Origin of the sequence: Acinetobacter sp. UBA2063 (assembly GCF_002333245.1) — a bacterium.
Lineage (GTDB): Bacteria > Pseudomonadota > Gammaproteobacteria > Pseudomonadales > Moraxellaceae > Acinetobacter > Acinetobacter parvus.
Genome location: NZ_DDAH01000130.1, coordinates 1 through 13,419 on the forward strand (window position 1 = coordinate 1; position 13,419 = coordinate 13,419).

Annotated in this window: 10 protein-coding genes and 1 pseudogene; 6 read left to right on the forward strand and 5 right to left on the reverse strand. The window is 40.1% G+C overall.

The window, feature by feature from the left end; genetic code table 11:
* Both B4H32_RS05980 and B4H32_RS05985 read left to right on the forward strand, forming a co-directional pair.
* Positions 1–424: SPOR domain-containing protein (locus B4H32_RS05980; RefSeq protein WP_286800889.1), on the forward strand; the 424-nt coding region annotated here is incomplete at its 5' end.
* 88 nt (positions 425–512) lie between these two features.
* Positions 513–1,448 (forward strand): annotated as a pseudogene (locus B4H32_RS05985) (DUF6929 family protein).
* 153 nt (positions 1,449–1,601) lie between these two features.
* Here B4H32_RS05985 and B4H32_RS05990 read toward each other — a convergent pair.
* From B4H32_RS05990 to B4H32_RS06000, 3 genes are all read right to left on the reverse strand, one after another.
* Complete coding sequence (locus B4H32_RS05990; RefSeq protein ID WP_171055706.1) at positions 1,602–2,189, reverse strand: dual specificity protein phosphatase family protein; 588 nt, start codon at positions 2,187–2,189, stop codon at positions 1,602–1,604.
* A gap of 1 nt (position 2,190) precedes the next feature.
* Positions 2,191–3,000: an MBL fold metallo-hydrolase gene (locus B4H32_RS05995; protein ID WP_286800890.1), complete on the reverse strand. Its 810-nt coding sequence runs from the start codon at positions 2,998–3,000 to the stop codon at positions 2,191–2,193.
* An 87-nt stretch (positions 3,001–3,087) separates the two neighbouring features.
* A complete protein-coding gene (locus tag B4H32_RS06000; RefSeq protein WP_004762009.1) occupies positions 3,088–3,489 on the reverse strand; it encodes a helix-turn-helix domain-containing protein in 402 nt (133 codons plus the stop codon).
* A 102-nt stretch (positions 3,490–3,591) separates the two neighbouring features.
* Between B4H32_RS06000 and B4H32_RS06005 the strand changes: the two genes are divergently transcribed.
* Together B4H32_RS06005 and B4H32_RS06010 are read left to right on the forward strand one after the other, a co-directional pair.
* On the forward strand, positions 3,592–5,523 hold the full coding sequence (locus B4H32_RS06005) for a site-specific DNA-methyltransferase (protein ID WP_286800891.1): 1,932 nt from the start codon (positions 3,592–3,594) through the stop codon (positions 5,521–5,523).
* Positions 5,520–8,444: a DEAD/DEAH box helicase family protein gene (locus B4H32_RS06010; protein WP_286800892.1), complete on the forward strand. Its 2,925-nt coding sequence runs from the start codon at positions 5,520–5,522 to the stop codon at positions 8,442–8,444. Before B4H32_RS06005 ends, B4H32_RS06010 begins: the two co-directional genes overlap by 4 nt.
* Positions 8,445–8,492: 48 nt before the next feature.
* Here B4H32_RS06010 and B4H32_RS06015 read toward each other — a convergent pair whose 3' ends face one another.
* The gene (locus tag B4H32_RS06015; RefSeq protein ID WP_286800893.1) at positions 8,493–9,128 is read right to left on the reverse strand and encodes a peroxiredoxin; all 636 of its coding nucleotides are present in this window, start codon (positions 9,126–9,128) and stop codon (positions 8,493–8,495) included.
* Between the two features lie 367 nt (positions 9,129–9,495).
* Here B4H32_RS06015 and secA point away from each other — a divergent pair, with 367 nt between their 5' ends.
* Positions 9,496–12,231, forward strand: a complete 2,736-nt coding sequence (gene secA / locus B4H32_RS06020; RefSeq protein ID WP_286800894.1) for a preprotein translocase subunit SecA — start codon at positions 9,496–9,498, stop codon at positions 12,229–12,231.
* Between the two features lie 146 nt (positions 12,232–12,377).
* Entirely contained in the window at positions 12,378–12,752 is a 375-nt protein-coding gene (locus B4H32_RS06025; protein WP_286800895.1) for a hypothetical protein, read from the forward strand.
* A gap of 54 nt (positions 12,753–12,806) precedes the next feature.
* Here the strand turns inward: B4H32_RS06025 and B4H32_RS06030 are convergent.
* Positions 12,807–13,419: aspartyl/asparaginyl beta-hydroxylase domain-containing protein (locus B4H32_RS06030; RefSeq protein WP_286800896.1), on the reverse strand; the 613-nt coding region annotated here is incomplete at its 5' end.

Here is a 13,419-nt window from a genome sequence, read left to right on the forward strand (position 1 = left end):
GAAAGCAGCGGCTGAAGAAAAACGCAAGGCTGAAGCGGATAAAAAAGCTGAGGAAGACAAGCGCAAGGCTGAAGCAGAGAAGAAAGCAGCGGCTGAAGAAAAGAAACGTAAAACTGAGGAAGATGCCAAGAAAAAGGCTGAGGCTGAAAAAGCCCGTCAGCTTCTGGAAAATGGTGACAAAAACTGGATGGTACAGGTGGCGTTGGCGGCAAACCAGGCCAACGCCGATACAGTGGTGTCCAAGTTGCGCGCCAAAGGTTATAAAGTCACCACCAGCCCGACTTCCAAGGGAATTCGGATTATGGTGGGGCCATCCAAAGATCGTGAGACTGCTGATGCCGCACGTAAAAAAATTACCTCTGATGAAAGTTTAAATATGAAATCAGCGTGGGTGATTGATTGGGTTCCACTTGATCAGCGATAACAAAAGATAAACGACTAGATCAAAGCTGGAAAGCGTCTGGTTTTGACCTTGTTACAAGTGTTCTATTTCTGCGGGCAGTGAGTACAATATGAGTAGCGGGTTTAAGATATTAGAACACTTTATATTTTCAGAGGATTCGAGTGTTAGTGCGCTTTCTGGCGCGGCTTGTGTGGGAGATGATCTCTACTTGGTTGGAGATGATGTGGGGTACTTACTCAAAACCGATCGAAAAAATAACATCAATCGTGCGACTAATTTTGAAAAAATTCCATTATTTGAACATTCTGAATATACGACTCTGAGGATGTTTAGTAAAAAAACTAAACCAGACTTTGAAGCGCTTAGCTGTATTCGCTTCGATGGACAACCTCAGTTACTAGTGATGGGTTCAGGTTCTACAGAAAATCGAAAAAAAGCATTATTGTATAATCCAGTTAATAATCAGGTTCATGTTTTACTTGATACCTCGGATTATGATTTTTTAGAACATTGTTTGGCGTTGACTGGTGGCGCTGATCTCAATATAGAAGCAGTTTGTTCAGATCAAAACAATTTATACATCTTTCAACGTGGCAATATTAATCGTTTTCATGGTGTTTTAGTCTTTGATTTAATAAAACTTCAAAATGGAAAATCATTAGAAAGTTCGCTGAAAAATTCATTTAATCTTACATGACCAGAGCTTGAAGGGGCAGCAAGTGGTATTTCTGATGCTTATTTTCTGGTGGAGAAAAATCTAATTATCGCCACCGCTGCGGTTGAGCAAACATTAAATACTTATGATGATGGCGCAGTGCTAGGCAGTTTTATTTTAATTTTCTCACCAGAGGGTAAAATTTTATATACACATTTGATTCAGGATTCGAAAGAACAAACTCTTGCTATTAAAGTAGAAGGAATTACATGGCTAGAGTCGACATCTGATGGTGAGGTATTTTTATTGGTCACGGATAGCGATGGTGGTGATTCTGAAGTTTTTAAACTATTACTTAGTAACTCTGTTTTTGCCAATTCTTCAAGTTAGTTCGTATTTCTTAGCTTACCATTCAACTTATAAAATTAGGTTTTTTAAAGCCCAATAAAAAATGCATAAAATCCAAAATTAAAGAAACAAATCTTACACCCCCAACATCTATCTCTCTAAAAATTGGATTTAATCTAAAGTGCATCTCGTAATCTAAATAGGTGCTGGATTTGAAAGTTGTTGTTGAATCCATTTTACATTTTCAGGGGTGAAAAGATGGTCAATATTTTTCCAAATGATATGATAGCCGTATCCTCCTTGTTTCATTTCTTTAACCGCATCTTCAATTGCCCAATGCTCAAAAATAATTCGATACATGGCAATGGTCGCGCCTGTGCGGTCAGAACCATGATAGCAATGCACTAAGATTTTCTGGTTTTGTTGTTTAGCAGTTTGAATAACACGCATTGCTTCTAACAAGTCTTTACGATTGATTGCCCAAGTATTGATTGGAATGTGTACCAGATTAAAAGGCTGATCTCTTAAAACCTTGGCATCTTCATTTCTTGCGCGCAGGTTGAGGACAGTGCCAATTTGATGTTTTTTCAGGAAAGGGATTAACTGGTTGCTGGGTTGTTCACTGCGAAAAACATCAGGACTGATCTGGTAAAAATTATGTGTATCTGAAATCAGTGCTCCCCAATGCTGGGGCCTTTGATGCTCCTCCAGACTTGAATGTTTCATACAACCACCTAAGCTTAGGGATGATATGAAAGTAATAGTAATCAGTATCTTATGCATATTATTGGTAACGATTGAATTCAACTGGGTCATGTGCACAAATTAACTCAATACTCGGTTCATGTTGAGCCAGATATTGTAAGTGCTTCAGATTGTGTAAACGTTGTTGGTTATCCTCAGCCAGTAATCGTTCTGTAAAGTCCAATGCTCTTAACCTGTTTTTAGGGTTGAGTTCCAAATGGGAAAAATAGGCATCTCCACAGAATAAAATCCAGCCATCCTGTTTTTTGACTGCAATCGCACTATGTCCAAGCGTATGACCGATCAATGGAATCATCAATATTTCATCTTGGAAAAAAGGAAGACCTTGAACCCTTTTTAAATTAAACCAAGCTTCACCATCAGCCTGTTCAGCAAAATTCCAGTAACGATGATATTTAAACTGTTCTGTTTTATAACGATTTTTCCCTTTGAGTGATAAAGATTGAGTGGCATTAAATTCAGATGCCAATACATGCACGGTTGCATTTGGAAAATCCGAAATTCCGCCTGCATGGTCAAAGTCAAGATGTGAAACAAAAATGTGTTTTACATCATCCAGACTATAACCAAGCCGTTGAATCTGGTGGAAAGCACTCAAATGAATATCGGGCACAATCGTGCCGAATTTGGTCAGCAATGAGCCTAGACGTTGTTGAGTATGTAAATAATCTTGTGTACCCAAACCTGTATCAATCAGGACCAGCCCCAGATCAGTCTCAACCAGTAGACAGTGGCAGACTAAATGGGCTCTCCAGCCTTTTTGTCCAAACATAGGGGCGCAAACAGGGCAGAAGCTGCCACAAGTGAGATGATGGATATTGTAGATCATGGTGATTTTTCATTCTGTATTAGAAAGTTATTTTTATAACTGAATGACTTAGAGGCCACAATCTTTTTTGTAAAAAAGAAGTTAAGCTTATTCTGTATTTATATAGGCTTTAGCAAACGCTACGATAACTTCACGAACGATCTTTTTTTGTGGTGTTGGAAGTGCTAGAAATGCTTCAAAAATCTCTTTATCTTTATAGCCGATCTCTTCTTGCCAATTAATTTCTCGTTGTTCAATTGCTTTTTGCATATCTTTATCAAATGCTAATTCTTCAGGTGGAACATTTAGCCATTTAGCTAATGTAAGTAGTTTGTCTGCTGAGGGAATAGCTGTACCAATTAACCATTTACGTACACCCTGCAATGTTACAGGTTCACCAAAATGACGCAAGTTGAATTCCCTTTCCAAAATGGCAGGTTTAGGTTGATAGCCTTGAGCTTGCATAGCTGCAATCAGGCGTTGGGCAAATAATAGCTTTTCACTAGTCATGCCTCTAAGAATAAAGTGATAACTAAACTATAGTTTAACGGCTTTACTGTTAGTTCATCTTTAAACTAAACTATGGTTTAGTAATTAATGTAACTTTAGAAAATGGCAAAAACACTTTTGGAACAACTGCCCGAAATTGTGGCAAAGGGACGCAAACAGGCGGAACAAATCTTAGAAAGCCTAGAAGGGAAACATCGGGTTAGCTTACAAACTCGTGAATGGGTGTTACCTGCCAAAGACAGTGTAATGGATGATTGGATTTATAACCAACAACGCCAACAGCACAGAGGGCAACAAGATTGGGTTAATCGTTTGGTTTATGGTGATAATTTGCTAGCCATGGCTGCACTTTTGGCAGGCGATGAACACACGCCAAGCCTACGAGGAAAAGTTGATTTAATTTACATCGACCCGCCTTTTGATTCTAAAGCGGATTATCGGACCAAAGTTGTTTTGCCTGATGTAGAACTAGAACAACGTCCCACAGTGTTTGAACAGTTTGCTTATTCTGATATGTGGCATAACGGCACAGCATCGTATTTGGAAATGATTACCCCACGTTTGATTTTAATGCGTGAGTTACTCAGCGATACAGGTTCAATTTATGTGCATTTAGATTGGCATGTGGGGCATTATGTAAAGATAGTTTTAGATGAAATTTTTGGGAAAGATAATCTTTTAAATGAAATAATTTGGTGTTTTTCTCAAGGAGCAAAATCAAAAAAGATGTTTGGTCGTAAACATAATACTATTTTATTCTACTCTAAAGATATAAATAAATATAATTTTTATGCGGATAATATAAAAATTGAAATGAAGTCAGGGAAAACCAGTTTTGGTGGAAGAATAGAAGTAGATGAAAATAATAGACCTTATAGATTAGTTTATGGTACAAAAAATTCTGATGGTGAAACAAGGTATTATAAATATTATTTAGATGAGGGTAAAATTCCTGAAGACTATTGGACTGATATAAATAGTTTACAATCAGGAGTAACTGAGCGTACAGGTTATGCTACTCAGAAACCCGAATTATTACTTGAAAGAATAATAAAAGCATCAAGTAGTGAAAATGACCTAATTGCTGACTTTAACGGTGGTTCAGGGACAACCGCAGCCGTCGCCGAACGCTTAGGCAGACGTTGGATAACATCCGATATAGGTAAACCTGCCTGTATGATTATGCGAAAGCGTTTAATTGACCAAAATGCCAAACCATTTTTATATCAAGCGATTGGCGATTATCAAATTGAAGCTGCCAAAGCTGCATTTGGACGCAGTAAATTCCGTATAGGGGATTTAGCTCAAATCGTGGTGCAGTTATATGGTGCTTTACCATTAGCCCCCGAAGATAACCCGAACCGAAATTTAGGACGGATTGGTAAAACTTTAGTTTTAGCCGATAGTCCAAGCAAAATGACAGGACTTGCCACCTTAAATAAAGCGATTGCCCTGCGGGATAACTTAATGGGTGGATGGGATAAAGTGATCGTTTTAGGTTGGAACTTTGAGCCTGCGATTGCTCAATATATTACCGCTTTAAATGATGAGCGATTAGAAGTTTTAGTGATTCCGCCTGATTTACTCGATAGATTAAAGAAGAAAGGCAGTCTGGAAAAGTTAAAAAATAGTGTACGTTTTGCCAGTTTGCAATATCTCACCGTGAAACCAATTCAACGTAACATCTTGGCAGAAAATGAACGCTTAACCATTCAACTGGACAACTATGTTTTATTGTCGCCCGAAGCCATTAATTTAGATGAAAAGAACCGAGAAAAATTATTAAAGGTGATGAATAAAGAGCCATTGGCTTTAATTGAATATTGGGCAATTGATCCTGATTATGATGGTCAAGTGTTCCGTTCAATATGGCAGGATTATCGGGGCAATACCGATAATGATGGCGACCCTTTACGAGTAACGACCCAAACCACTTTAGATATTCCTCATAAACAAGGTAAACGTAAAGTGTGTATCCGTGCGGTAGATGTGTTTGGTTTTGAAGCGGAAGTGGTGCAGGAGTTGGCAGAATGAAAAATAACGCCAAAAACAGTGAAAATAGCCAACTTATTTTAGCCGAAAAGCTCACCAAAACTGTTCAACAGCTCTGTATTGGTTTAGAGCAAGGTGTCGCTGATATTCTCGATATGGTTACGCCCATGACCGCAGAATTATTAAAATTTTGGTTTCATCAGGATTATTGTGCGGCTAGACGTTTTAATTTTCATCAAGGGCAAAAACAGGCGATTTTAAATAGCATTTATGCTCATGAAGTTTTACAGGCACGGCATTTACAAGATTTATATCAACAAGTTGTTCCCGATGAATTATTAACAGGTAATCGCTTACATGAGATTAGCCAAGTTAAACACCAACACCCAAAATATTGCCTAAAAATGGCAACAGGCACGGGGAAAACATGGGTGTTACAAGCCCTGATGGTCTGGCAATTGCTCAATAAACAGGAATATTCCGAAGATAAACGCTTTACCCGATATTTTATGATTGTTGCGCCTGGTCTGATTGTCTATGACCGTTTACTTGATGCCTTTTGTGGCAAAATTAAAAATGGTGAACGAGATTTTAATACTTCTGATGTGGCGTTATATGCTGAATTATTTAGCCCTGAACAATATCAAGAGAAAATCTTTAGCTTTGTAAAAAATAATGTCTGTGATAAAGAAAATATCGGTTTAAAAGCGGTAGGTGGTGGACTATTAGCGATTAGCAACTGGCATTTATTGACGGATAATACTGAAATAGAGGAGGAAGAAGAACTGACTGCACAAGGGGGAGATATTGACCCTGTAAGGTTGATTCAAGATATTTTGCCTTTAACACCTGCCAAAACCGCAGGCAATAGCTTGGATACTTTAGATAAGCGTTTTGCTCGTGGTAAAGTTTTAGATTATTTGGCTGATTTACCCGAATTGATGGTGTTTAATGATGAAGCCCATCATATTCACGAAATAAAATCAGGTGGTGAAGCCACAGAAGTAGAATGGCAAAAAAGTTTAACTACAATTGCCGCTAAAAAAGGTCGGCAGTTTGTCCAAGTAGATTTTTCAGCCACGCCATATAATGATATTGGTAGTGGTAAGAATAAGAAAAAACAATTTTTCCCGCATATTATTGTCGATTTTGATTTAAAAATGGCAATGAAAGCAGGGTTGGTCAAGTCGTTAGCTTTAGATAAGCGCAAGGAAATTGGCGCGTTACCGCTAGAGTTTAAAGCTGAGCGAGATGATTCAGGTAATCCGATTTTATCCGAAGGACAACGGGTAATGCTACGGGCAGGATTAGCCAAATTACGTAAGCTGGAACAGGATTTTGCTCAAATTGACTCCAATCGCCACCCTAAAATGCTGGTGGTATGTGAAGATACCACCGTATCGCCTTTGGTCACGCAATTTTTGCAAGATGAGGGTCTGGCAGAAGATGAAGTGATGTCGGTTGATTCAGGTAAAAAAGCCGAATTGGGACAAAAAGACTGGGAAGTGGTGCGAGAACGCCTATTTGATGTGGATAAACATGCTAAACCTCGTGTCATTGTCAGCGTTTTGATGCTAAGAGAGGGTTTTGATGTTAGTAATATTTGTGTGATTGTACCGTTACGCAGTTCACAAGCACAGATTTTACTTGAGCAAACTATTGGGCGTGGTTTGCGTTTAATGTGGCGTGATGCTGAATATAGCGAATTGAAAAAAGAAAATCGACAACGTATTAACCAAAAACAAGAACCGAATAACATGCTGGATATTTTATCTATTGTAGAACACCCTGTTTTTCAGGATTTTTATAATGATTTAATGCAAGATGGTTTAGTCGGAGAAATTACCGAAGATAGTGACGGTACAAGTAGTGTCGGGGATTTAATTTCTGTTGGATTGGTGGAAAATTATCAGGATTATGATTTTGCTATCCCTTTTATTTTGCAGGAACAAGATGAATATATTAGTCATCAATTAGAAGTTAAACAGCTTGCCAGTTTTAAAGCCATGCCAATTAAGCAGCTTAAAGACATGCTTGGTAAAGGTGATATATTCGTATCACAGGATTTACTTGCCAGTACCTTATTTGGGGATTATCGGGTCGATGGTTCTATCATGAATGTTGCAGGCTATAATGATTATTTAAGCCGTTTAACTCGGCGAATTGGACAAGCATTAAACTATTCTGTCAATAAAGGTAATCGGGTTTCACATCATGCAGCAAACCCATATTTACAAACAGGTACGGTATATTTAACAGCTTGGATTGACCAATATATTCGGGAGCAACTGTTTAGTATCCCATTTGAACCTTTGGATGATGAAAATTGGCGGATTTTACTGCTTGATCCTGTAATGCAGCATATTGTACGGATATTTTCTGAAGCCTTAGTCCAAGCAGAAGATACAGAAATTACAGGCGAAATACAGATAAATTACCGTCATTTGTCCGAAGTGGAAAAATTGCCGATGCGAGAGGGCAGTTCGCTTGAAGTACAGAAATGTATTTATCAGCGTTTATCTTATCCGACTCGTAGTGGTGGCTTGGAAAAAGCCTTTATTGAAGCGGCATTAATAGATTCAAATATCCAAGCCTTTTGTAAAGTCAGTGAGAATCGCCATCATTTTGTCCATTTACGTTATATCAATACTGATGGTATGCCTGCATTTTATTCACCTGATTTTTTAGTGCGAACAGATAAAGACATCTATTTAGTCGAAACCAAAGCACAGCAACAGGTCAATCATCCGAATGTTCAACGTAAACTCAAAGCTGCTGTGCAATGGTGTGAACGAATTAATCATTTATCGGCTGATTATCGAGAAGAACGACAATGGCATTATGTGTTATTAGGCGAATCAACTTTTTACGAGTGGTTGGGTAAAAATGCGCGATTATCGGAAGTTTTACATTTCGCCAAAGTCCGAACGCAAACTAATACAGAACAATTAAAATTGGTCTAAATCTTTTAAATGTGTCCAATAGCTGTAGGCATTGGACACATTATTTTTTTACTCAGGCTGTGGTGTCAGTCTTAAATAAGGTTTCACTGCTTTATAACCTTTAGGAAAGCGCTGCTTGATTTCCTCTTCATCTTTCAGTGATGGCACAATCACCACATCCTCACCGTGTTGCCAATTGGCAGGTGTTGCCACTTTATGCTTGTCAGTCAGTTGCAGTGAATCCACCACACGCAACACTTCATTAAAGTTGCGACCTGTTGAGGCAGGGTAGGTGATGATCAGGCGAACTTTCTTGTTCGGGTCAATAATCACCAGGGAACGTACCGTTAAGGTTTCGCTGGCATTTGGATGGATAAAACCATAAAGCTCAGACACCTTGCGGTCTTTATCTGCAATAATCGGGAAATTCACTGTAGTGTTCTGGGTCTCGTTAATGTCCTGAATCCAGCCCTTATGTGATTCAACATCATCCACAGACAGTGCAATTGCCCTGACGCCACGTTTTGCAAACTCATCTTTCAGCTTGGCGGTATAACCCAACTCAGTAGTACAGACAGGTGTGTAGTCTGCTGGGTGTGAAAACAGGATTCCCCAGTCATCCCCTAGAAACTCATAAAAATCAATAATGCCCTCGCTTGATTCTTGTTGGAAATTTGGGGCTATATCACCTAAACGTAAGCTCATTCTTGGTCTCCTCATTCTGCTTATCTGATGCTGTGTCTTCTTACTATGCGCCAATTTATATATGAATCAAATCATTGTTTTTTTATTTGATTATAAGTTTTTCATATATAGGCGAGGTGTTGAGGATAAAAAAATGATCAGAATTTCATAGGCAAATCGATGTAACTTAAATGCAAATTTGCTACATTAACGCTCTTTGGTTATGCCTGTCAGAATCGCCTCGCAGATTTTTTTACCTGTTTGGATGCAAAGCACTTGTAGTTCTTATTTCTGGCTCCATAATAACAACCAAGAAAAAATTAACCGACCTAGAGTTTGTTGATCTTTACGACAAACCCTATAACAAACAGGATTAGAGAGTTTATTCATGTTGGCAAGTCTGATCGGAGGTATCTTCGGTACAAAAAATGAGCGTGAGCTCAAACGCATGCGTAAAATTGTTGAACAAATCAATGCGCTGGAACCGACGATATCTGCTCTTGGCGATGCAGACCTCTCTGCAAAAACTCCAGAATTCAAACAACGTTTTCAGAACGGTGAAAGTTTAGATAAATTATTGCCTGAAGCCTTTGCGGTGTGCCGTGAGGCGGCAAAGCGTGTCATGGGCATGCGCCATTATGATGTGCAGTTGATTGGTGGTATCACCCTGCACGAAGGCAAGATTGCCGAAATGCGTACAGGTGAAGGTAAAACCCTGATGGGTACACTGGCCTCTTACCTCAATGCCTTGAGTGGTCAGGGTGTTCACGTCATTACCGTGAACGACTACTTGGCACAACGTGATGCTGAGTTAAACCGTCCTTTATTCGAATTTTTAGGTTTAAGCATTGGGGTAATTTACTCCATGCAAATGCCTGCCGAAAAGGCACAGGCCTATAATTCAGACATTACCTACGGGACCAACAACGAATTTGGTTTCGACTATCTTCGTGACAACATGGTGTTTTCTCTGCAAGAGAAAAAACAGCGCGGTCTCAGCTATGCCATCATTGATGAAGTGGATTCAATCCTGATTGATGAGGCGCGTACGCCATTGATCATTTCAGGGCAGAGTGAAGACTCTTCCCATCTGTACCAGTTAATCAACAGTATTCCTCCGCAACTACGTCCACAGAAAGAAGAAAAAGTGGCCGATGGTGGACATTTTTGGGTCGATGAAAAACAGCGTTCAGTTGAAATGACTGAAATCGGTTATGAAACCGTTGAACAGGAATTGATTCGTATGGGGCTGCTGGCGGAAGGTGAAAGCCTGTATTCAGCAGCCAACCTGAATCTGGTTCACCATGTGACTGCGGCGATTCGTGCCCATTATCTCTATCAAAAGAACGTGCATTACATCATTGGCATTAATCCACAGTCACAAAAAGAAGAAGTCATCATTGTGGATGAGAGCACGGGCCGTACCATGCCTGGCCGCCGTTGGTCGGAAGGTCTGCATCAGGCCGTTGAGGCCAAAGAGAACATGGAAATTCAGCCTGAGAACCAGACGCTGGCAACCACAACATTCCAGAACTATTTCCGTCTGTATAAAAAGCTTTCAGGGATGACGGGTACTGCCGATACTGAAGCAGCGGAAATGAAAGAAATCTATGGTCTGGATGTGGTGATTATTCCAACACACCGTCCAATGGTGCGCCAGGACCACAATGACCTGATTTATTTAAACCGTAATGGTAAATACAGTGCCATTATTGAGGAAATCACCAATATCCGTCAGCAGGGTGTTGCGCCAATCCTGATTGGTACAGCCACCATTGAGGCCAGTGAAATCCTGTCTGCCAAACTGTTGCAGGCTGGGATTCACCATGAAGTATTGAACGCCAAACAGCACGAACGTGAAGCAGATATTATTGCACAGGCGGGTAGTCCAAATGCGGTGACCATTGCCACCAACATGGCGGGTCGTGGTACGGATATCTTGCTCGGCGGTAACTGGAAAGCCAAGCTGGCGAAAATTGAAAACCCAACCCCTGAAGATGAAGCACGTTTGCAGGCACAGTGGGAAAAAGACCATGAAGATGTTCTGGCATCGGGTGGTCTGCACATCATTGGTTCTGAACGTCATGAATCACGCCGTATTGATAACCAGCTACGTGGTCGTGCGGGCCGTCAGGGTGACCCTGGTGTGTCGCGTTTCTATCTGTCGCTTGAAGATGACCTGATGCGTATCTTCGCTGGTGATCGTGTGGTGGCGATGATGCGTGCAATGGGCTTACAGGAAAATGAAGCCATTGAGCACAAGATGGTGAGCCGTTCCATTGAAAATGCACAGCGCAAGGTTGAGGCACGTAACTTCGATATTCGTAAGAACCTGTTGAAGTATGATGATGTCAATAATGAACAGCGTAAGATTATCTATTCGCAGCGTGATGAGATTCTGGCGGAAAGCACACTACAGGCCTACATTGAGGAAATGCACCATGAAGTGATGAAAGGGGTAATTGCTAACTTTATTCCACCTGAATCAATTCATGATCAATGGGATATTCAAGGTCTAGAAAATGCACTACGTACAGATCTAGGTATTGAGCTTCCTGTTCAGCAATGGCTTGATCAAGATCGTCGTTTAGACGAGGAAGGCTTGGTCGCACGTATTTCTGATGAAGTAATTGCACGTTATCGTCAACGCCGTGAGCAAATGGGTGATGAGTCAGCTGCAATGCTTGAACGTCACTTTATGTTGAACTCACTTGATCGTCATTGGAAAGATCATTTGGCAGCGATGGATTATCTACGTCAAGGCATCCATTTACGTGGTTATGCTCAGAAAAATCCTGAGCAAGAGTATAAGAAAGAAGCGTTTAATTTGTTCGTGAATATGCTGGGTATTATTAAATCAGATGTTGTAACTGATCTATCCCGCGTTCACGTACCGACAGCAGAAGAGTTAGCTGAATTAGAAGCTCAACAACAACGTCAAGCTGAATCTATGCGTCTTTCTTTTGAACATGATGATGTAGATGGTTTAACAGGTGAAGTGACGATTTCTGAAGAGAGTGGTAGCTTATCTGGAAATGCAGTATTTCCAGTACCAGAAAGCCGTAATGCGCCATGCCCGTGTGGTTCAGGTTTAAAATATAAACAATGCCACGGTAAGATCTAAATTTTTACCTTAGTTTATATTTAAGTAAAAAGCAGAGCATTCGCTCTGCTTTTTTTACGAGAAGTAACTTGTGTCTAGAGCAACTTTGTAGTTTTATTATGAGAATTATCCTCCTTAATTGGATTCGCATTAAAAGCGGGAAGACAATGAAAAAGCCATTACAACTTTTAATTTTAGCGAGTGCTGCATTATCTGGCGTTGCACTTGCAGACAACGTTCCTCAAACGACTACGGTCGATAAAGTGCTTGCAGCAAAAGGAGCGACTACTGCTGAGGCACAGGTTAAACGTGAAGTTACCACCGTGATTAGTCCACGTACAGGTATTCGTTATACTCTCGGTGACATAGGTAATCGTCCAATCGTGTTGCAAACTGCGGCAATTGCACCTGCAAATTCTGCCAATATTAATCGTATCGTTGCATCTAATCCTGCTTTATCAGCCAGAAGCCAAGAGAAAGCAAAAGTTGCTTTAATCGGTGAAGCGGCAGTGCAAACGGCGAGTGCTCAGCCGCCCAAATAAATATTTAATGTCAAAAAAAGAGATGCTCAGCATCTCTTTTTTTATAAAAACTGATTATAAAAAGCTAGGTAAAAGTATTAGACCAATAATAATGCCGAATAATAACCATTTAGACACATAGTACAAACGACGATTACGTTGTTTTAATTCACGACCATAGGCGTGTACAGCATACCCATATTTGAAGATACGGTTAATGAAACCAGTTTTATCTTGATCATCATTGGGTGAACTTGCAGCAGACATCACGTTTCGTCCGAACCAATGATTTACTTTCTGTGCCCAACCCCATTTCATTGGACGTTCAATATCACAGAATAAGATAATACGTGTTTCATCTGTTTGATTATGTGCCCAATGAACATAAGTTTCATCAAAAACAGTTGCTTCACCATCTCTCCAAGAATAACGCTCTTGATCGACTTCAATGAAACAGTCATCGCTATTCGGTGTGACTAAACCCAAGTGGTAGCGAACAGAACCCGCATAAGGGTCACGGTGTTTACCAAGATAACTACCAGATGGTAGTTCAGTAAACATGGCTGCTTTTACTGAAGGAATACTTTCCAACAGCGCGACTGTTTTAGGGCAGAGTTGTTGAGCTGATGGGTGGCTATCTTGATACCATTTCAGATAAAAGCGTTTCCAGCCACGTTTAAAAAAAGTA